Below are 20,447 nucleotides of genomic sequence, written 5' to 3'. Positions count from 1 at the left end.
ACGGCTCAGGCCGGCTGAAGCTTCTTCCGCTCGAGCAGCTCGCCGATCAGCGTGTCGAGGTTGTCCGTCAGCACCTTGGCGGCCGACGTCACCAGCAACGCCGAATCCGGGTCGGTGAAGGTCGTCATCAGGCGCATGATCTCCGCGTTCGCGGACGGGGTGGGCCGGGGCACGTGCTTCCAAACCTTGGCGAAGTACGCCGCATAGTCCACGCCGGAGGCGCGGATCGCCGGATCGGTGATGGAGTCGGCGGACTGCTTGACCGCTCGCCGCATGATCGCGGTGGTCTCCGCGGTCAGGTGCTCATCGCCGAGCAGGGTCCACTCGCCGTCTCCGGCGCCGTTGGTCACCCGAAGCCCGTGCTGATTCAGGTGATCGTGTAGGGCCTTGACCGCGAAGTTAGCGATCTTCTCCGGCTCCTGGACGGCCGCTTCCTTCAGGAGGCTGGCGAACCGGGAGGGTGAATTGATGTCGGGGTGCCATCGAAGGCACCAGCCCGCGGCGCACACCGGGTATCCGGCGGTCTCCAAGGTGCTGAACTTCTGGCGTACCTTGCCGACGAAAGCCTTCTCCGCCAAGCGGTCGAAGAAACGGTTTGCCGCCGCGTTCAAGGAAGTCGCGGAGAAGAAGTTCGCCTTGAACATCGCGATCGCTGCCTCCTTGTTGAACAAGTGGCCGGCGGCGAACGCGTCGGTGAGGAAGTGGTCGCCGAACGCGTTGCGGATCACCGCGCGTTCCGGGAATCCGCTCGCGTCGGAAGTTCGGTAGAACTGCTGCGCCTGCTCGATCGCCGACCGGTGGTAGAACTCCCAGGTGTCCTTGTGGTTGCCGAACCGGAGAGCGACCGGCACCTGGACGGGCAGGGTATGCGGAGCAAAGTGCTCGTAGTTGGCCTGCGCCAACCGCAGGTATTCCCCGTTCGTCGCCGCGTCCCACTCAGCGTGGGCCACGTTGGAGGACGCGTCGCGCTTGCCGCCGGAGTAGAACGCCGTACTCCGTTCGATGAGGCGACGCATCGTCGCCAGCTGCGCCACGGGGGTCGCCATCATGGCCTCCGGGGTGGCGCAGAAGTCCGCCATGGCGACCAGCTGCCCGTAGGAGAACCGGACTCCTGGAGCCGGGCCGACCGTCAGCGCGTCGGCGTAGAGGTTGTCTCCCGCCAGCACATGTTCGCCGGTGTCGTACATGGGGAGGCTGTGTGTGCCGGCTTGCTCGCCCACGACCATGCTCACCGGGGCGCAAGCCGCCTCCCGGCTCGGGAGGTCGGCCCGGCGCCGGTCGACGTCGTCATGTGCGGCATGTATCGCGTCGAGATCCTGGATGAACTCGGCGTTGCCCACAGCTGAATTGCCTAGCGTGTTCTCCACAATGGCTGGCGGGGGGCGCGGTGCCGCCGGCTGCGGGGGCTGAGCGGCGCGGTCGAAGTCATCGAACTTCCGCCGCAGCTCCATGCTGCCGAGGTCGTAGGTGTTGGCATACTCCATGCTCGCCGCGAGGGCGTCGAAGAACGCGTGCTCGTTGGCTTGCGGGAGTTGCGGCGTCGAGGTCGGCCCGGCGTCCTGTGCGGCTGGCCGGGTTGGGCCGTCCTGCATCGTGCCCGACGTGGGGTCCCAGCGCCCGTTGCCGGACAGGATCCGCTGCATGTCGGCGAGGATGTCGTCCTCCGTGAGTGACTCCGCAACACCGGCGGCAGGGACGGCGGGCTCCTGCGGGGCGATGCCGGCCGGGCTGCCGACCATGCCCGGTGAGGCCGGCAACGGCGGTGCCGGCGGCGCGGGGAGCGGGAGATCGGGAGGTGTTGGTGCCGCGACCGGTTCGTTCCACCGCGGGGACTCCACGACGTACTCGGACTCCTCCGGGCTCGCAGCCACGCCAGCGAGGATTTCGCCGTCGTCGTGGCCGAGGCTCAGGCTGACCGCACGTGCCGGCGTCGTGTCGGACCGGGCGCCGTACGCCGAGCGGGCGGACCGGCGATCTCTCCGGTCCCCAGCGGTTCCGTAGTGTGACTGGAGCAGGTCGTCGTAATCGCTGGCAGCGGGTCGTCTGGGCATGGTCATCGCGCCTTCACATTGACTTTGACGACGGAATACTCGTCCAGGGCGAGGATGAGTTCGTTGTCCACCTCGAGCTGGCCCTCGAGGCGGATCCGCAGTTCCCCGTCGCCGCGCGACAGCACCTGCGCGACGCGGCGATTGACCGCCGCGACGGGCGGAAAGGCCGGGTCGACGGACAGGTGCCGACCCTCGATGCTCAGGTACGGCACGCTGTCCTCGTCGAAGCCGAGACTGATCGACTTGACCTGCGGCGGCTGCTGGTCCCGGCGCGACTTCTGGATCTGCTTGTTGAGCTGGCTGTAGTCGATGTCGCCGTCCGAGACCTGGCCGAGGTCGACGTTCTTCTGCCTGAGGTGTTCGAGGTCGTCCACCGATTGGATCCCCAGCCTCCGGAGCTTCTTCTTCGTAGCCTTGTCCACCGGGATGCGGGCGATGGGGATGTCCGTCTGGGCGCCGGGCAGCTTGGTGGTGGCGCGCACCTGCTGATCCGTGATCGAGTTGAGGTGGATCGTGATCTTGGAGGCGCCCTCCTGACCGGGCTGCGCCGTCACGAACCGCACCTGGTCGCCGTCGTACGAAGGAAAGGTGTTGAGGTCGAGACTCAACTCCTTGACGGAATAGCTCAGCGGCTTGTTCACGGCCTTGACCGCCAGGGTCTCCCGGGTCTTGTCGAGCTCCACCACGAGCGAGTCGACGAAATCCTCGAGCTGCCACGCCGTGTTCTCATCGGCCATCGGAATGCTCCGTCCGCTCAGCCACGAAACGGATCCGGTGGTACGACGGACGCAGCGAGGTGTCCACCGCGTACAGCGGCGGAATCGACCCGACGAACAGCCGGTTGTGTTCGTCCACTCCGATGTCGAGTTCGACGGGCACCTCGATCTCGAACCGGGTCACATAGGTGTGCACGCCGCTGTCCTCGTCGACAAGGTCGGCGGGCGATGAACCCAGGTTCGCCACCAGCTCGCTCAGCGGGACGAAGGCCTCGTCCATGCGGCAGTCACCATCCTCGGCCCCTCGGTCGGCGGGGTCAGCGCCACCTTCTCGGACGACACGATTTCGAAGCCGGCGAATGTGTACGCCGGTTCCGTGGCCTCGGCGGTCTCGTCCTCCTCGTACGCCCTGCTGGAGAGGTCCGACTTCATGGCGAGCACCCGGACCGCGCACGGAACAGGGAACCGGGCCTGCTGTTCCGACACTGTCGTCACCTGACCCGCGTCGTCCGTGGCGTCCACGGATCCCAGCCGGATCTCCCGCAGGTTGAACACCGGCACGACCCAGATCATCCCCCGCTCGCGCTTGCCGCCCTTGAGCCGCAACGCCTGGACGACCTCCCCGGCGGTACGCCGAGCGAACTCCTGCGTGGCGAGCGCCTGCAGGACCTCGGGCGGAAGCGGCTGTTGCCCCGTCCAGAGCGGCAGAAGCTTGTTGACCTCGCCGACGCTCAGCTCGATCCCACCCTTGAACCGGCCCTCGGTGCGGGCGACGGCACTCTCCCCGTCGGGGACGGCGGTCATCGCCCTGGTCTCCATCAGGCCGTTCGACGGCTGCGTCGGCGAGAACAGCACCGAGTACTTCATCGCCGCCTCGAGGCTCCAGCGAGAACTGCCCTCCTCCGCCGACGCCGACTGAAGGACGGGCGATTCCCAGACCTTGTTCCAGAACGGCCGGAACGTCTGCATGTCGACCAGCTCCCGGTCGCCGTCGACCGGACCGGACAGGCTCTTGACGAACACCGGGTCGACGAGCACGATCTCGGCCACGGCCGCCGCCTGGAACGCCGTCCTCGGACGACTTCCCGGCCATCTCACCTGCGCCGCCACCGTGAGCGGGGTGTTCCTCGGCAGGTGGCTGATGTCGCCGGATTCCAGGGCGAGCAGGAGCGGCGTGCCGGGCTCGACAGCGAGCAGGCGGAAGTCCTGCTGGTGGAGCACCCGTTCGGTCGCGTCCTTGACCACCACGTGGGCGATCGCCTTGGGCAGGGGCTGGCCCGGCCCGGCCCGGCCCACTTCCAGCCGCAGCCGCAGGCCGATGGCGGAGCCGTGTCGGAAGAGGTTCCGCTGCTCGCCGTACCACTCCTGCGGTGGGGCCAGGACGAAGGTGAGCGCTGCCTTGCTGTTGGCCGCCGGCGGCGGTGCCGGAGCGTACGCGAGACTTTGGGACGTGGTCGGTGGCGGTGCGGCCGCAGCGGCGGCTTCGCCCTCGAACAGGCCGGTGAGCGCCGCCAGGGCGGGGTTCCCCGGCGATGCCGCACGCGCCTGGGACAGCAGCTCCATCATTCGACGTCGGTCCAGACCCGACATCAGGTCGGTGATCAGTTTGTTGTTGGCCTGCCGCAGCTGGATCTTCTCCTGGGCGGCGGCGTTCACCAGTTGGGGAAGAACCTGGATGATCGGGCCGATCAGCGAGGCGATCAGCGCGTCGTCGATGCCGAAGATCTGTGCTCGGGCGAACGGCGCCCCGGCGAACCGGTTGCGGGTCGGCCCGGATATCCGGGGTCGCACGAGTGACTGCTGCGCGCTCACGCCTGCCGGTGCCGGCGACGCCACGGCCCCGAGGATGGTCCGCAGCAGCTCCGCGACGATGGTGCCCGGCGCGGCGGGCGCGGCGGGCGCGACGGCGGCGCTGCCGGGCTTGAGCAGATCGGCGACGACCGGTCCGGCCAGTTTGACGAGCTGCCCGAGCAGATCACCGAGTCCCGGCGGGAGGCTGAACGTCTCCGTCAGGGTGCGGCAGGGAATGACGCGGGTGTCGTGGAACGCGGTAGTAGTCATCGCGAGCCCCAGATCGTCGCCCGTCGGCGACCGCCCACCCAGGCCCAGCTCCATGGGTCGCGACAGCGCCGGCGACGTGCCTCGCTCGTCCTTGAAGCTGAGCAGCTGGGCATAGCGGGCGGACCGGCAGACGGCAGTGGGTATCCGAACCGCCAGGTGGCTGTCGAACGTCCAGCCCGCCTTCGGATTGCGGGCCAGGGCAGTGGTGTGTACGACGTCGTCGACCTCGTCGAATCCATCACGTTGCCCTTTCTTCCTGCCGAACCTCAGCTGGTACCAGGGGTTGGTTCCGGTGTCGATGCCGAACCGGACCTGCGTGTCATCGACGTCGTCGACGTTCAGGATCGCCAGGCCCATCCGCCCTCACGACCTTTGTCACTTGGCGGGCGGGGTAGGTGCGCCGGCAGGCGTCTGTCCGGGTGCGATGGCTTTGACACCGCCGTCGGCGTACATCTGCGCGAAGTTGTCCAGCTTGAAGTAGTCGGTCTTGAACTCGATCTTGACCAGCCCCTTGAGCGTGGCGGACAGGTCGTCGGTGGCCTTCTTGTCGGAGGTGTTCACCTGGATGTTGGTGTTCTGCACGGAGATCGAGCCCGACGGTCCGCCGAACAGGCCGCCCAACCCGCCACCGAATCCGGTCTCCACATTGGCGACATTGATGTTCTGATCCTGATGCGACGCCCCACTCGCCCGGGTCGCCTTCACCGAGAACTCGACGCCGGCCTCGATCAGGCCCTTGTTGACGACCAGCCGGGTGACCCCCATCAACAGCACCTCCCGCAGCGCGGCACGGTGCTCCTTGGCCATATTGATCTTGGCTTCGAGGATGTGCATCTTCACCTGGGCGTCGTCGACGTCCGCCTTCTCGCCTTCCGGATTCGTCAGTGCGAGCTTGGTGGATCCGTCCGGGTTCTTCTCGGTGATGACGTTGTACTGGTCGCCGCGCGACTCGGCCAGTCGGGCGAACGACTCCTCGTCACCCACCTTCTTGATGAAGTCAGCGGTGGACTTGGTCGCCTCCTTCATCAGCTTGATGTAGGAGTCGGTCTGCTGCTTCATCACCTTCAGGTTCGCGTCGAAGACGGCCTTGAGCAGGTCCGCGACGAACTGCGGGAAGTCCACCGACTCGACCAGCTCGGTGAAGGCCTTGGTGTCCCCGCTGAAGCCGGGGTCGTAGCCCTTGTAGCCCATCTCCTTGCCGGAGTCGGTCGCCAGCGGACGATACAGGCCACTCTTCTCCTCCTGCTTGCGGATCTCCTCGTCGACCATCGCCAGGTACACGCTGCGCTGATCGTCGAGCGGCAGCGTCAGGTAGACGCGGCTCGGTGCCAGCACCTCCATCGCCTTCGCGCGCGCGGCCTGAACGATGTGGTCTTCGTGGGTCACACTGCCTACCATGGTCGACCTCCGGGATCTGGTTCTGGATCGACCGACTAGAAGTCCCACTCGCCGACCGGCGCGGCCGCGGGCAGTCCGGGCACTCCCGGCGCCAGGCCCCGCTCGTCCTCGGGGGCATCGGCATCGACGTCCGCCTCGTCCTCCATGAGGTCCTCCTTGAGCGACTCCTGAAGGATGCTCTGGGTGGTGATGAACGCCTCGACGTCCCCGATGAATCGGGAGAAGGTCGTGTCCTCATCGAAGGTGGCCGCGTCGTAGTCGGCGATCGCCCGCAGAATGTTGTGACCGAGCCGGGCCTTGTTGTTCAGTACGGTGGCCCGCGGCCGGGCCCGGGACATCCCGAGGTGAAGCGCCTCGACGACCGTCCACCAACTCCCGCCGCCCGGAGCCAGCTGGCGTCTCACCTCGTCGTGCATGAGGATGCGGCGGGTGACGAAGTTCAGCTCGTCGTAGATCAACGGTGTCATCACCGTAGCCATGCCGGTGCAGTGCAGCGAGAGGTTGTATTGCACGTCCTCGACCGCCTGCATGACGTTCTGACGGGAAACGTAGCTGGTCGGGTTGGGGCTGATCTGCGCCCGCTCGAGATATCTCGCGGACTCCAGCATCAGCACCTTCCACAGCCGCGGGAACTCCTCGTTCACCACGATGTCCTCGGTGACCTGACCGCCGCCCTGGTTGAACACCTGCCGGTAGAACATCTGCCGTTCCGCCGGCTGCGTCCGGTCCACCAGCCGGTTCGTGTTGGTGCCGGCGTCGACGACCGTGAACTGGTTGGAGAAGACGTACATCTGCAGGTCCCGGCGCAGCCGGGGATCGGTGATCTCGAAGCCCTGGCGGACCAGGTGCTTGTGGGTGAAGTAGTTCGCCACGTCGAAGACCCGCAACTCGTCGCCGAGGATCATCGTGTAGTACAACTGGGCCGCGCACTTCACGGCCGAGCGACTGACCTGGATGGTCGACCGGTCCTCGGTGAAGAAGTCGACCTCGAAATCCTGATCGGACGCCTCCCGCGTGGGCACCTGGTCGTCGAAGTCGACGCCGCCGGCGATCTGAGAGACGTAGAGCGGGATGTAGTAGGCGATGTTGGCGGCCGTGACCGTGACCGGCGCCCGCTTCAGATACTGGATCAGCGGCAGGCGGTACATCGAGGGATAGAGGTCCTTGTGAGCGTCCAGCAGCTTCTCGTACCTGCCGTCGTTGAGGTGACTCTGCACGACCAGGCGCACCCCGGGAACGAACGCGTCGGCCGAACACGACAGATCGGCTGCCCGCAGGTCGTCCATGACCTCGGCGTCGTCCTTGAGATAGGCGACATCGAGGTTCTCGTCGTGGATCCAGGAACGGGCCGCGGACAGGATCGCGTACTCGCTGATCTTGGACGCACCACGGCTGTTGCGGGTGCAGAAGCTCAGCAGCGAGGGGGCGGTCTTCAGGTTCTTCACGAGGTAACCGAAGGCGACGAGATACTTCCTGATGCCCGGATAGTCCGGATCCAGGACCGCGCGCTGATTGAAGGACAGCTCCGACCACCTGCTGTTGAGCAGCTCGTCGAACTCGTAGCTGAGCTGGGCGATCTCCGGACTCAGGTCGACCACGTCCGCGACGGTGAGCTTGCCGGGGTCGTCCTCGTGCGCCAGGTCCAGCCGCGAGGCCAGCGACTTCGGCTCCCACGAGACGCGACCGGGCCGGTGCGGCGTCAGCATGGCGTCGATCGTGGCCCGGAACAGCAGGCCGGCGGATGCGGTCCCCCCGGCTCCGGAGCGACTCGCGGCGCCAGTCGTCCCGGCGGCCTTCGAGGCGTCTCCCGCGGCGCCGTCCGCCGACGACGCCGGATCCCGATCCGCGAACACCCGCTTCCCGAGCAGCGTGTTCAGCTGCTCGAGATGGCCCTTCACCAACGGGTGCACGTCCGAAACCGGTCCGCTGAGAGAGCCGCGCCGAAGACGGAAAGAGGCCTGTCCGTTCTGAGTGATGGTCATGGTGAGCTTCTTCCGCTCCGGTGCAGCGTGTACGCGAGCAGCTTCATCGCGTCGGTCATGTTGATCAGCCCGTAGCCCGCCTGCCGGTGCCGGGTCCGGGCATCCATCCGATCCGAGGTGTGGCGCAGGATCCCCGTGACGTCGCTGGTCGTGAGGACACGTCCTTCGTCGCGAGCATAGGAGAGCAGCAGTGCCACGCAGCCAGCAACGAAAGGTGCGGCCTGGGAGGTGCCGCTGGCCACGGCGTACCCCTGGCGGGCGTACGAACTGAGGATGTCGACCCCCGGCGCCATGACGGTGATCGCCGCACCGAACGACGAGAACCGCGCCGGCTTACCGGAAGGGTCGGCCGCACCCACAGCGATGACACCCGGAAGCGCTCCCGGGTAGTACCGCGCCGACGAGCCGTCGTTGCCGCTCGCCGCGACTACCGTGACGTTCTTGGCGAGGGCATAGCGGATGACGTCCGCATGCGGCAGCCCGCCGCCGGTGTGCTTGATTCCCAAACTCATGTTGATGATGTCGGCGCCCTGGTCGACCGCCCACTTGATCGCCGGGTTGATGTTGTCGACGATCCCCGCACCCACGAGCCGGTTGCGGTCCTTCATCGTGGCGAGAACCCGTACCGCCATGATCCGGCATTCCGGCGCTATACCTTGATCCATCCGTACGCCGCGCCCCGCGACGATGCCGCCGACGTGCGTGCCGTGACCGATGTCGTCGCCGGGGTCCTCGTCGAAGTCCATGGTGTCCCCGACGAAGGCAGTGGTGTCCATGCCTTGCAGGTCAACGAAATCCGCGCGGCCCGTGATGCGGCCCCGCAACTCCGGATGGTCGAGGTCGACCCCGGTATCCAGCACCGCCACCGTGACGTCCGGCCTCCCCCGCGTGGTGGCATGGGCGTAACCGAGCCCGACGGACTCGCCCCGCGAATCGCCAAGGGAAGTCTGGTGTGCGAGCGTCGGCGCGGGCACCGGCGCCTCGACCACCTCGAGTTTGCGAACATCCTCGACCGACGGCACTTGCCGGACCTGCTCCAGAAGCTGCCGCGAGACGACGGCATCGTCGAGGAGGAGAACCCGGTAGGTGCGATCCAGTCCGTGGTCCCGCTCCACCGCGTTCCACGTCGCACCCGCCGGCGAGAACTCGCGGGTCACCCAGTACTGGACGCCGGCCTGGTGGAGGACCGTGTCGACCAGCCCGTCGAGGGACTGATGGACAACCGACTTGTCCGTGATGAAGGAGACCCATTCAGGGATCGCAAGATCCGCGGCCAGCGAGCGCCGTAGCTTGACGATCAGATGCTGCTTCATGGGTACCCGATTCCCGCACCGGCATGTTGTGGCTTGGACGCTACACCGGCGGCACGTGGCGCATCGCGATACTCAAGAAGAGGTCGTCACGCGCGGGAAGGATGCCATGACCTGGGCGTTTCCCGCCTACCCGCACCATTGCATCCGTACGGGAGGCAGCGCGGGATTGGCCGCGGCGTGCTCCGCCAGGTCCGCGTCGTCGACATCCGGCGGCGTGCTCGGATTGCTGGCCACGAACTGCCTGAGCCCCTCGACGGCGGGCGTTGGCGCGGCGTCGATCAGGCGCAGCAGCACGTCGATCGGTGTCGCCGGGTTCCTCGCCAGGCCGCGTATCCACGCCTCCCTCACGGGCGCAGTTGGCACAGGCTCGTCAGTCACCGGTCGAACCAGGGCAGGCATGGGGTAAGTCCGTTCACGATTACCTCGCTGTTGTGGCCCGCAGCGCGCCATTGCTGGACCGTCAGTCTCATGTGCCGCAGTTCGACGAGGCCGCTACCCGAGTCATTGAGACTGAGCCCGTTGTCCGTGTAGCCGATGCTGCGCGAAACGCCGAGCGATGCGGCGTTGTCGCGACGCGCTGAGCTGATCGCGGCGACGGCTTCCAGATGGTCGAACGCCAGTCCCAACACCGCTTTCCGCATGGCAACTCCCACGCCTCGCCCGCGCACGGACGCGATGAGCCAGGAGCTGGAGTCAACTGTGCGTAGCGTTGGGAAGTCCTCGGCTTCCAAGGACTGCATCCCCACGATGGCGCCGCTGTGCACGACCGCCAGTTGCAGCGTCCACGACGACGGAGACCACGTGCCCATGGCACGCCAGTAGTTTTGATAAACGAGACGTTCGCGATTCTGTGCGAGGTCCAGGCCGGGCAGCATCTCCGCGCGTGGATCGTGTTCGTAGTCGTCGGGCTGGATCGACGCGAGCAGTGGCAGGTCGCTCTCCCTAACCGTCCGGAGTTCGGCCGGGCCACACCGGATGCGCAGGTCGAACAGCGGCCATGCCGAACGGGTCATGGCGACCATTATCACCGAGACCAGCAAGCGGCATCCGGCGCTTCGACGGCGTCACCTAATCTCGTCCGCGCGCGGAGTTCATCTCTGTGCCGTCGCGTGGGATCGCCTGCTCCAGGGGGCCGCGGATGGATCGCACCGATGCGAGCGCTTGCGGATACGACTCCTCGGCCTCCCCCACAGCTCGCGCCACTCCGATACCGCGCGGATCGCCGCATGAGAGGGCGTTGCGGGAGGCTCTCACCCGTTCTCTCGACCAGGCAGCGGACTCCCGAGCAGGAACGCTTCGTAAGCCAGCCGGACGTCATCATCTACCTCCGGCCGTAACTGGCTATAGCGGGTATCGGCGCGGTCCCGGCGCGGCCCGGACAGCCAATACCCCTCGTCGGTGTCCACGTCGTAGAAGTTGGCGTCATAGCCCCGCGCCCGCCGCAGCGTCTTCCCGTGCCAGTATGCCGTCCGCCAGCTCTTGCTGAACCGGACGCGACTGATCCACGCCGGCCCCAGGTCGGTGCTGTACCCCGTCTTGAGCTGAACGAACATCACCCGATCCGCCACACCGCAGATAGTCGCAGCACACCCTGGGGTACGCCCGACCTTTCGACCTACCAGGGCCGACCGCGCACGGACGGCGGCAGATGCGGTTGCGGTGCCGGCGAGTCTGCCGGCTACCTCGTGCAGCTGACGGGCGGACAGGACGTGCGGCCCACGTGAGCATCGGCCCGTCCGGATCCGCTCGTCTGCTCGGCGACATCGTGCGCCGCCAGCGCCTCCTCTGCCCGCGGAGATCCCCACCGCCGACCGGCAGCCCGTGCGGGACGGCGAAGGTGCACGGACATTCCACCGCCAGGCCCGCCTCACACCAGGCTTCACGTCCGCCCCGCTGCGTGGTGATGGATGTCAGTCGACGCGGCGCGCGCCGAGCCAGGTGGCCATCGTGTACTCGACGTCCAGTGCACGGCGGCCGCCATGGGTCCGGTTGTCCTCCGTGGGTGGGACCTAGGTGTTGCTGACGGCTGCTTCCGCGAAGCGGTACCGTTCGGCATGCTCGATCGCCTGCGCGCCGCCGTCACTGCGGCGAGGGGGTCCTTCGGACCGGATGATCACCGTACGCTGGTGGCTCGCCTGGCCCTCGGCCGCGGTTTCCGGGAACGCAGTCGTGACGAGGAGGCGCACGTCGAGCTGGTGTCCCTGGCTGACGACTGCGCTCGGGTCCTCGGACCGGAGCATCCGGACACTTTGGTCGCCCAGCACGAGGCGGCCCAGTCCTGCCTCCACCTACACATGGTGCAGGCCGACCGGAATCCGGCACGACTTCCGGAAGCCGTCCGGCGACTGAAGGAGGTCGCCGCTGTCCGGGAACGTTTGTATGGCTCCGCCCACCCGGACACGCTCGGCGTCTGGCTTACCTTGTCCTTTGCCTACAGCACCGCGGCGCGGGTCACCGAGTCGAAGGCGCTGGACGAGCGGATCGTCGCCGGCTGGCAGCAGGTGGTCGCCGACCGAGAGCGGGAACTCGGGCCGGATGCCCCGGATACCCAGTTCGCGCGACTGCACCTTGCCGACTGCAGTGAGTGGGACGTGGCCCGGGCGTTGCGGCAACAGGTCGCGGAATCGTGGGGTCGGTTGGCGGCCGAGCGCAGCGCAAGACTCGGCCCGGTGCATCCCGACACGATCGCCGCACGCGAGCGGTACGCATACGGCCACCGTTCATTCGACCGGTACGACGATGAGGTGCGGCAGTTGGAAGAGATCGCCGCTGATCTAATGGACGCTCTGGGGCCAACTGATCCGCGGACGTTGCACGCCCAGGTGCAGCTCGCCGCTCGCTACCTCGAGGGCAACCATAACCAGGCAGCAGCCATCGATCTTGGTGAGCGGATCATCGACGAGGTTCGCCGGGTGCTCGGTCCCGAACACGAGGACCTGCGCCTGGTGCGAGCCGTGCTGATTACCTCTCTCGTCGTCGGCGGCCGCACGGAAGAGGCGTTCGCGGTGGCCGCCCACTACCCCATGCCAGATGACGAGGACGACCTTAAGTAGACGGCCAGCGGTAACTCACCTTCGCTGTTCTGAGCTGTCAGCAACTGACACCAGGCCAGACGAAGATCGCCTTGAAGTCAGTGGCCCCAATGGCCCGGAGAACTTGGACCAGGCTCGTGTGAAATACGTACAACGGGGCGTCGTGATCAGCCTCGGAATGTTGCGCCTCCCCGATCTGCCGGACTACGACTGGACAGTCGACCGGACTGTCACGACGGCTGGCCCAGACCGCCGGGCATGCTGCGCGGCAAATGAGGGCTCTGTTCGATCAGGTCCGCTTGCAGCTATGCGTGGTTCATTCTCACGCCGCCCAGAAGATCGTGCACTCACCGTGACGCGCGGCTGCACTGTAGAAGTTGGTCAGATCGTCATACCTGTCGGCCAGCTGGATTCGGTAGGACTCGACCCTCTCATTCGAGAACACCGGCGTCACGATCCGCTCAAGCGGCAATGGTTGCCCGTACGTCGGCGACTCGTAGTCGTAGTCAACCCGCACCGCGTCCCGCTCCACCAGTGCGTCGCGCAGACGCGGGGCAAGTGTGGCGAATGGCGTCTGCTCGAGCAGCGCAGCTGCCTCCGCCACCTGATGGGGATCCAGGGACCGGGCATCGCCCCAAGCGCCGAACGCGGTCTCCTCGTCCGGGAACAATGCCCCGGACCGGAACGGGTTGACCCGGAAGCCAGCAGCGACGAACAGCGGCGCGAATAGCTTCCACTCCCAGTCGAGTTCGAGCCGCTCCGGCCCGCCGAACGATGTCACGCGGTCGTACGCGGTTGACGGGTCGGCCCGGATCTCTTCCCGCAGTCCCGGCGAAAGCCGGATGACGTCACCGAGCAGGCTCATTACTCGTCATCCTCCTTGGGTACGTGGGCCGCCGGCTCAAGCAGCTGAGCGACCAGCGTCGTAGCGTAATCGGTGACCAGCCGCACTCTTCGGCACGAGGGTGTGCCCGGCACCTCGAGACGGCGACGCGGAGCGTGACGCTGCGGCGGAGCCGGCGCGCACGATCAGCGGCAGAAGCGGACGCGTTCCTCGTGGGTGTCTGCCCTGGCGTGATCAGGCCATGGATTCGAGGGCGCTGACACCGCTCGAAAGCACAGTACTGAAGGCGCCGCCGGATCGTTCTTGTGGCCCTTGATACCTAGGACTACTATGCCTCGTACTTCTAGGTATGAGGGGGCGCTCGTGCGGGTGACCAAAGATCTGGTGGCCGCTTCGGCGACACCGATCGTGCTCGGCATCCTCGCCGAGGGCGAGAGCTACGGGTACGCCATCCTGCGCCGGATCAGTGACCTGTCCGGCGGCGAACTGGACTGGACCGAAGGCCTCCTCTATCCCCTGCTGCACCGGCTGGAGCGTCTCGGTCACGTCGAGTCGAGCTGGCAGTTGGTCCCGGGCGAGCGGCGACGCAAGTACTACCGCATCACCCGGCAGGGCCTGGCCGAACTGGCCGAACAGCAACGTCAGTGGCGGACGGTCGTCGAGGCGCTCCAGCAGGTCTGGCCGCGCATTGCCGACATCCGGCCCCTGTTCATCACTCTGGAGGGCAACGCGTGACGGTCACCGACGGCAAGGACGAGCTGGAGGCCCAGTTCGCGCAATGGCGGGAGTACGTACGCCGCCGCCCGGAGCTGGTCGAGTCGGACGCCGACGAGTTGGAGGACCACCTCCGGGGCTCGGTCGACGGACTGGTCTCGAAGGGGCTGGCCGCCGACGAGGCGTTCCTCATCGCGGTCAAGCGGATGGGCGGCCTGGACGACCTGTCCCGCGAGTTCGCCCGCGAGCATTCCGAGCGGCTGTGGAAGCAGCTGATGTTCACCGGCGACGCCGGCGACCCGGTGCGCAGAAGCCGATCCCGGCGCGACGTGCTCGCCATGCTGGTATGCGCGTTCGGGGCCGCCGTCTCGGTCAAGATTCCGGAGCTTTTCGGACGCGGCTTCAACGACGATGGCCTGTTCTACAGCATCAACCTGGCCCTGTTCGCGCTGCCCTGGCTGGCAGGGTTCCTGCTATGGCGACGGCGGCCCGGCGCCGGTGTGGGCGGTGCGTTGGCAGCGCTGTTCGTGCTCGGCGCCGTAGTGGCCAACGCCTACCCGCTCGACGAGGACTCCCAGTCGGCCGGCCTGATGGCCACGCACCTGCCGATCGCCCTGTGGCTGGTGGTCGGGCTGGCCTACGTCTCCGACGATCTGCGCTCAGCCCGGCGGCGGATGGACTTCATCCGCTTCACCGGCGAGTGGTTCGTCTACCTGGTACTCATGGGCCTCGGCGGCGGGGTCCTCATTGCTTTCCTGTACGGCATCTTCGACGCGATCGACGTCGAGTCGGACACCGTAATCGGAAACTGGGTGATCCCCTGCGGCTTCGTGGCCGCGACCGTCGTCGCCGGCTGGCTGGTCGAAGCCAAACAGGGCGTCATCGAGAACATCGCCCCGGTTCTCACCAGGATCTTCACCCCGCTGTTCACCGTGGCGCTGCTGGCCTTCCTGATCACCATCGGCTGGAACGGCCGGGGAATCGACATCGACCGCGAAACGCTGGTGCTGTTCGACCTGCTGCTGGCAGTAGTCCTCGGCCTGCTCCTCTACTCCCTGTCGGCCCGTGACCCGCAGGCGCCTCGAGGCCCGTTCGACGTGCTGCAACTGGCCCTGGTGGTAAGCGCACTGGTGATCGACGCCCTGGTCCTCTACACCATGGCCGGCCGCATCGCCGAATATGGCACTACTCCCAACAACGTGGCCGCACTGGGCGAGAACATCGTCCTACTGGCCAACCTGGCCTGGTCAGCCTGGCTCCTGCTGCGCTTCGTCCGTCGCCGCGGCACGTTCCCGGCAATCGAGCGCTGGCAGACCGTTTACCTACCGGTCTACGCCCTCTGGTTCTGGACCGTGGTCCTGCTCCTACCCCCACTGTTCAGCTTCCGCTGACCCCGACGACGCGATCGCCCCCACCGCACGGCGAGGGCGATCGCGTCAGCGCCTAAATCACAGACACGTGCTCAGCTGTTGCGATTGGTGCGCCACGCCTCGTAGCCGCGGTCTCGGATGCGCGGGAACCGCTGCGGTACATCCGCGATCCACGTGTCTATAGCGTCCGGCGAGTGCCTGATGGCGTCGATGAGACCCTGCACCGCCTCCCGCTTGGCGGGGCTGACATGCCGGTCCAGATCCGCCTCCGTCACCTCCCGGCAAGTCATGGCGAGTTGCCACCAGAACTTCATCAGAACGCGGCATTCCTCCTGCTCGCGGTCGTCAGCCAGGCGCTGCATGACGACGGCCCGCGCAGACTGCAGCTGGTACTCGTCGCGGAAGCCGTTGCGCAAATCAACGAGGGACACGCGCGGAACGTACTGGGCCACGAGCGTGAACGCGAGCCATTTCAGGGTGTCACTCACATCGGCGCGAGCGAGCGCAGTTGCCCGGGGGCGGCGCTCACACAGTTCGGGATGGGGCATGTCTGGCGGCATGGGCGGATACGCGTTGTCCCGCGTGAGCGTCGGTATCTGGCAGCAGGCCTTACCCGACCGCAGCCTTCATGACCCAGGAGGTGGGCCGAGGACGGCCGGGAAGGTCAGCACGCCCGGTGGACCAGAGAAGTACCTGGATCGGATCCCCGGCCGGAGCGTGGGGGAAGAGCCTGGCGAGTACAGCGCTGCAGAGAGATTCAGGTGGCCGCCAGCGGATGCCGAGCCCTTCGGTGATGTCGTGGGTGTGCATCAGCGTCTCGTTCACGCCCAGTGCCGCGAAGCCGCTCGGATCTGTCGGGCCCCAATGCCAGGCTCGTACCGAAGGGTCGGAGGCGGCCAAGGCAGTGCTCAACAATCGTCCTGCACCGGCGGCTATTCGCAGCACGTCGTGGGGAGACGCGTCGTCGCGTACCACGAGGTCGAACGGGAGATAGGCGGAGTTAGGGCGAGCGGCGAGCTGCCCGGCGTACGCGAGGAGGTCATGCGCGATATGGGCGGCTGTTTGCCAACAGCTCCAGTCGAGCGTGCCGGCCGAGCGGCGCCAGTCCGCGGTTTCGTGTGGTGTGAGTACCCGAACCATCTCGGCCACAGCTTGGTCGACATCACGGCTGTCCATGGGACGCATGACGAGAAGCCTGCCAGATCTTGCGCCGCTCGCCGAACGCGCGCTCATCGGCAGCGTGCATCGGCTGGCATATGCGGCCGTCGATGCGCTGTACGGAGCGTGACAACCCGCGAGGAGCCTCCGCGCACGAGCGACGGCCAGTTGAGGGCGATCCAGAGCCGGCGAGCCTTCGTCCTATGCTGAACACCTAGGCTCAGGTCGTGATGGCAGACGACAGCAGCGAACCGAAGACCTATAAGCGTCCGGTGCTCGACAACGTCTTCCACTTGCTGGACCTGATGCGGCTGCGACCAGGCATGTTCGTTCGCGACGGCTCGCTGAGAGAACTGCAGACACTCTTGGCCGGCTACGACACTGCCCTCGACACCCATGGAGTGGATGAGGGCGTACCCCGCATGAGCCACTTCAGCGGATGGCTAAGGTACAAGACCGATTGGCCACTGGCCCTGGGATGGGCGACAGCCATCGAGCACAACCTCGTCGACGGCGAATCGGCCCTGGAAACGTTCTTCCGGCTCACCGACGAGTACCGGAAGCTCCGACCGACCGTCCTGTGCTCAGCGACCTTAGGTCCGCAGCACGCAGCCACGGGCCGACGCATCGTGATCGGCATGAACTCCCGCCAGCCGACCCCCATGGCCGTCGACGTCATCCAATACCGACCCGAGCCCTTGCACTTCCTCCGGTTCCACTACCCTGACGGCCCCGAGATCCGCAGCATCCTCATGGACAACACCGGCTCTCACGCCAGCACCGCTGAGTTCGCCCGCCAATGGGTCGAGGAGGAGTTCCAAGTCCTCCCCGAGGAGTGGCGGTCGCCCCATCCACCGACTCTCCCCCGTTGAAGAGAAGTGCGGGGTGGCGCAACGAGGGCATTCGTAGCGGCTGGCTATGCAATCTGCTCGCCAGGGTCGGATGTCGGGGTCGACGAGCTCTCGCCACCGAGGGTGTGCTCGTCCGCATTCGGCGCGCACGGACGGCGGCGGAACAGTGCGTCCGAGCAACCCATGTTCTGCGCCATGTCGCGCCGATCCCAGGATGGGGTGGGCTCAGCATGGACGGAGACGAGTTCGAGCGGGCCTGGGACTCGGCCGGCCAATAGTCGGCTACGCGCCAATGAGCAGCGCGCTCACTCCAAGGCTGGATCTGGAAGGTGGAGGCCCGGGGCGCATGGGACTCGTGGTGGTGCAAAGCCACGCGCAGGCGAAGGGGGCTTGCTCAGGAAGGTGATTGGTCGACCTGCATCTGCGGGGACGAGGCGTTCTTCGATCGTTCGGCTTGGCGACGGGAACGAACGGAGTGCCAGATGTCGACGTGCATGGGCGTTGCGTGACTGGACCTAGCGGCTGACGCTGACGTCTCCCCACGGCGGAATGCTTCATCGGGCCTGGTAGCGCAGCACCACCACCCCACTCTTCAGGGGCGTCGTGTCGATGAGGGTGAATCGGTGTGGGTGGAACCCACTGGCGGCGAGCGGGATGCCGCCGCCGGCGATCACCGGATTCAACTTGATCACCAGTTCGTCGATCGCGGGGAGCAGCTGGCCGGCGAGGTTCCCGCCGCCGCATAGCCAGATGTCCTTGCCGGACTCCTGCTTGAGCTTGTCGACGAACGTGATGGGGTCGTCGGCGACTATCTGGACTGTGGGGTCCGGTGGCGTCGTGATCGAGCGAGAGAAGACGATCTGCTTAAGGTGCGCGTACGGGCTGGTGATTCCGGCCCGCAGGGCTGGCTCGTAGGTGCGTCGTCCCATCAGCACCGTGTCGAAGACCTGGTGGGAGGTGTCGGGTCGCAGCGGATCGCGTACGTGCGTGGGCACGGTTTCCGGATAGCGCTCATTCATGTAGGCGGTGACGTCGTCTTGGAGCGGGAAGAAGTCCCAGGAACCGTCCGGTGCGGCGATGAAGCCGTCGATGGTGCTGGCGACGAAGTACATGAGGTTTCGCATCTGAAGCTCCTACCAGTAATACCACTACGGCTGTCGTGGTTAATGTACAGCAGGTGTAGTGGTTCCTGCTAGCGTGTAAGCATGCCCAGGAACCCGGACCGTCGCAGAGCGCTCACTGATGCCGGCCTGCGAGTGCTGGCCGTGAGCGGCGCTCGCGGGCTCACTCACCGGGCGGTGGATACGGAGGCCGGAGTTCCGAGCGGCACGGCGTCGAACTACTTCCGCTCCCGCGACGCGCTGCTCGGCGCACTCGGTGAGCGAATCATGGAGCGCTTCGCTCCGGATCCAGGCGTGCTCGCCGAGTTGGGCGCTCGTGAGGCGAGCCGTGAACTCTTCATCGACTACCTGCGCTACATCGTGGAGCGGACGACCCGTGAGCCCGAGCTAACCCGGGCGCTCATCGAACTGCGCCTCGAATCGGCCCGCAGTCCCGGACTCGCCGCCATCCTCGGCGAAACCCTACGGCGCGGCTATCGTGACGATGTCGCCTTCCACGCCACAACAGGCCTGGCCGGCGGGCCGTTCGAGATCGCTCTGCTGCACTACGCGCTCGACGGTCTGCTGCTCGATCTGCTCACCACCTCGATCGGCGCGGACGCCGCACCGGACAAGGTCGTGGCAGCCTTCGTCGACCGGCTGGTCCTCTGACGTCGCTACCACCGACCGACACGCTCCAAGAACGCGAGAGCCGGACGCTACTTCTCGGCAGTTCAGGTGGCCGGATGGCACCTGGCCCGTCGGCGACCCGGCGTGACGGCTCTCCACTACCAGCGTGCTCGCTCTGCGGCAGATAAGCGCGCACATGGGGGACACTCATTTCGTGAGACAAGCCGCTGTCGAGGGTGTAGCCGCCTACCTGGCGGACGATGACGCAAAGGTCTACAACCTCTGTCGAGGGCTGCCACGGCATCGGCCGGCACGTCGCCCAGCGCCTGGTCGCCGACGGTGAAACCGTCGTCGATGTGCCGGCCAAGCTGTCCGCCCGGGCCCGGGTGTTCGCCACCGGCCAGGGCCGCAAGACCGACCCGGTCGACGCGCACAGCGTCGCCGTAGTCGCCCTGCGCACCGAAGGCCTACGACAGGTCGTCACCGACGACACCACGGTCGCGTTACGCCTGCTCGTCGACCGGCGTGACCAGCTCGGCCGCGCCCGCATCGAAGTGGTCTCCCGCCTACATCACCTGCTGCTCGAGCTCGTGCCCGGCGGCGCGAAGAAAGATCTCTCCGCCCAACAGGCCCGCGCTCTACTCAACACCGTGCGCCCCCGCGACGTGGTCGGCAAGACCCGCCGCTGGCTCGCCTCGGAACTGATCCACGAGCTCGTCGTCATCGACAAGAAGATCAAAACCGCGAAACAGGAACTCACCGAGCTCGTCAACAGCACCGGCAGCAGGCTGATGAACCTGACCGGCATCGGCCCCTCCGGCGCTGCCCGGCTACTCGGCGACCTCGGCGACATCGCCCGCTTCGCCGACCGGGCCCACTTCGCCTCCTGCAACAGCACCGCACCGATCGACGCCTCTCCGGCGAGCAGAACCGGCACCGCCTGTCTCGGGCCGGGAACCGGCGCGTCAACCGGGCGCTGCACATCATGGCCATCGTCCAGCTGCGCCGTGACACCGAACGCCGCCGCTACTACCGCCGCGGACTCGCAGCCGGCAAGACCCCGATGGAAACCCTACGCGCACTGAAACGACGTCTGTCCGACATCGTCTACCGGCGGATGGCCGCCGATGCCAAGCTGCTCAGGACGGGCCCGGGAGGACACACGGGGGCGACTCTGCAATCCAGCGCGAGGCTGGTGTGCTGAGCGAAGAACTGGCTGCGGTCATT

Annotated in this window: 20 protein-coding genes and 1 pseudogene; 6 read left to right on the top strand and 15 right to left on the bottom strand. The window is 66.8% G+C overall.

The window, feature by feature from the left end:
- Positions 1–5: 5 nt before the first annotated feature.
- The 11 genes from AB0M36_RS17175 to AB0M36_RS17125 form a co-directional block, all read right to left on the bottom strand.
- Complete coding sequence (locus AB0M36_RS17175; RefSeq protein WP_364158195.1) at positions 6–2,051, bottom strand: hypothetical protein; 2,046 nt, start codon at positions 2,049–2,051, stop codon at positions 6–8.
- A gap of 2 nt (positions 2,052–2,053) precedes the next feature.
- Entirely contained in the window at positions 2,054–2,788 is a 735-nt protein-coding gene (locus AB0M36_RS17170; protein ID WP_364158193.1) for a hypothetical protein, read from the bottom strand.
- Positions 2,778–3,047 (bottom strand): hypothetical protein, encoded by a 270-nt coding sequence (locus tag AB0M36_RS17165; protein ID WP_364158190.1) that lies wholly within the window; start codon positions 3,045–3,047, stop codon positions 2,778–2,780. The genes AB0M36_RS17170 and AB0M36_RS17165 overlap by 11 nt, the downstream gene beginning before the upstream one ends.
- Complete coding sequence (locus AB0M36_RS17160) at positions 3,023–5,185, bottom strand: hypothetical protein (protein ID WP_364158187.1); 2,163 nt, start codon at positions 5,183–5,185, stop codon at positions 3,023–3,025. Before AB0M36_RS17160 ends, AB0M36_RS17165 begins: the two co-directional genes overlap by 25 nt.
- 18 nt (positions 5,186–5,203) lie before the next feature.
- Positions 5,204–6,214 carry a hypothetical protein gene (locus AB0M36_RS17155; RefSeq protein ID WP_364158184.1) on the bottom strand — a complete coding sequence of 337 codons (1,011 nt, stop codon included), beginning with the start codon at positions 6,212–6,214 and terminating at the stop codon, positions 5,204–5,206.
- A gap of 47 nt (positions 6,215–6,261) precedes the next feature.
- Entirely contained in the window at positions 6,262–8,208 is a 1,947-nt protein-coding gene (locus AB0M36_RS17150) for a hypothetical protein (RefSeq protein WP_364158181.1), read from the bottom strand.
- Positions 8,205–9,521 (bottom strand): S8 family serine peptidase, encoded by a 1,317-nt coding sequence (locus tag AB0M36_RS17145; RefSeq protein ID WP_364158178.1) that lies wholly within the window; start codon positions 9,519–9,521, stop codon positions 8,205–8,207. Before AB0M36_RS17145 ends, AB0M36_RS17150 begins: the two co-directional genes overlap by 4 nt.
- Positions 9,522–9,647: 126 nt before the next feature.
- A complete protein-coding gene (locus AB0M36_RS17140; protein WP_364158176.1) occupies positions 9,648–9,869 on the bottom strand; it encodes a hypothetical protein in 222 nt (73 codons plus the stop codon).
- Between the two features lie 26 nt (positions 9,870–9,895).
- Complete coding sequence (locus AB0M36_RS17135; RefSeq protein ID WP_364158173.1) at positions 9,896–10,534, bottom strand: GNAT family N-acetyltransferase; 639 nt, start codon at positions 10,532–10,534, stop codon at positions 9,896–9,898.
- Positions 10,535–10,771: 237 nt separating this feature from the next.
- On the bottom strand, positions 10,772–11,074 hold the full coding sequence (locus AB0M36_RS17130; RefSeq protein WP_364158171.1) for a hypothetical protein: 303 nt from the start codon (positions 11,072–11,074) through the stop codon (positions 10,772–10,774).
- Positions 11,075–11,530: 456 nt separating this feature from the next.
- On the bottom strand, positions 11,531–11,809 hold the full coding sequence (locus AB0M36_RS17125) for a hypothetical protein (protein ID WP_364158168.1): 279 nt from the start codon (positions 11,807–11,809) through the stop codon (positions 11,531–11,533).
- A 6-nt stretch (positions 11,810–11,815) separates the two neighbouring features.
- Here AB0M36_RS17125 and AB0M36_RS17120 point away from each other — a divergent pair, with 6 nt between their 5' ends.
- Positions 11,816–12,574 (top strand): tetratricopeptide repeat protein, encoded by a 759-nt coding sequence (locus AB0M36_RS17120; protein ID WP_364158165.1) that lies wholly within the window; start codon positions 11,816–11,818, stop codon positions 12,572–12,574.
- 301 nt (positions 12,575–12,875) lie between these two features.
- On the opposite strand, the gene AB0M36_RS17115 is transcribed toward AB0M36_RS17120, so the two are convergent.
- Positions 12,876–13,418 (bottom strand): DUF1877 family protein, encoded by a 543-nt coding sequence (locus AB0M36_RS17115; RefSeq protein WP_364158162.1) that lies wholly within the window; start codon positions 13,416–13,418, stop codon positions 12,876–12,878.
- A gap of 342 nt (positions 13,419–13,760) precedes the next feature.
- Here AB0M36_RS17115 and AB0M36_RS17110 point away from each other — a divergent pair, with 342 nt between their 5' ends.
- Both AB0M36_RS17110 and AB0M36_RS17105 read left to right on the top strand, forming a co-directional pair.
- A complete protein-coding gene (locus tag AB0M36_RS17110) occupies positions 13,761–14,132 on the top strand; it encodes a helix-turn-helix transcriptional regulator (protein ID WP_364158160.1) in 372 nt (123 codons plus the stop codon).
- Positions 14,129–15,502, top strand: a complete 1,374-nt coding sequence (locus AB0M36_RS17105; RefSeq protein WP_364158157.1) for a permease prefix domain 1-containing protein — start codon at positions 14,129–14,131, stop codon at positions 15,500–15,502. The genes AB0M36_RS17110 and AB0M36_RS17105 overlap by 4 nt, the downstream gene beginning before the upstream one ends.
- A gap of 71 nt (positions 15,503–15,573) precedes the next feature.
- Here the strand turns inward: AB0M36_RS17105 and AB0M36_RS17100 are convergent, their stop codons facing one another.
- Both AB0M36_RS17100 and AB0M36_RS17095 read right to left on the bottom strand, forming a co-directional pair.
- On the bottom strand, positions 15,574–16,029 hold the full coding sequence (locus AB0M36_RS17100; RefSeq protein WP_364158154.1) for a hypothetical protein: 456 nt from the start codon (positions 16,027–16,029) through the stop codon (positions 15,574–15,576).
- A 61-nt stretch (positions 16,030–16,090) separates the two neighbouring features.
- Positions 16,091–16,657, bottom strand: a complete 567-nt coding sequence (locus AB0M36_RS17095) for a maleylpyruvate isomerase N-terminal domain-containing protein (RefSeq protein WP_364158783.1) — start codon at positions 16,655–16,657, stop codon at positions 16,091–16,093.
- A 209-nt stretch (positions 16,658–16,866) separates the two neighbouring features.
- On the opposite strand from AB0M36_RS17095, the gene AB0M36_RS17090 reads away from it, so the two are divergent.
- Positions 16,867–17,511 (top strand): hypothetical protein, encoded by a 645-nt coding sequence (locus AB0M36_RS17090; RefSeq protein ID WP_364158152.1) that lies wholly within the window; start codon positions 16,867–16,869, stop codon positions 17,509–17,511.
- 533 nt (positions 17,512–18,044) lie between these two features.
- Here the strand turns inward: AB0M36_RS17090 and AB0M36_RS17085 are convergent.
- Positions 18,045–18,614: a dihydrofolate reductase family protein gene (locus AB0M36_RS17085; RefSeq protein WP_364158149.1), complete on the bottom strand. Its 570-nt coding sequence runs from the start codon at positions 18,612–18,614 to the stop codon at positions 18,045–18,047.
- An 81-nt stretch (positions 18,615–18,695) separates the two neighbouring features.
- On the opposite strand from AB0M36_RS17085, the gene AB0M36_RS17080 reads away from it, so the two are divergent.
- Both AB0M36_RS17080 and AB0M36_RS17075 read left to right on the top strand, forming a co-directional pair.
- A complete protein-coding gene (locus AB0M36_RS17080) occupies positions 18,696–19,262 on the top strand; it encodes a TetR family transcriptional regulator (protein ID WP_364158146.1) in 567 nt (188 codons plus the stop codon).
- A 218-nt stretch (positions 19,263–19,480) separates the two neighbouring features.
- A pseudogene (locus tag AB0M36_RS17075) lies at positions 19,481–20,424 on the top strand (transposase).
- The last annotated feature ends 23 nt before the right edge of the window (positions 20,425–20,447 follow it).

Origin of the sequence: Actinoplanes sp. NPDC051346, from assembly GCF_040682215.1 — a bacterium.
Classification (GTDB): domain Bacteria; phylum Actinomycetota; class Actinomycetes; order Mycobacteriales; family Micromonosporaceae; genus Actinoplanes.
Note: the sequence above shows the minus strand (reverse complement) of the source record. Positions and strands in the feature narration are given on the sequence as shown.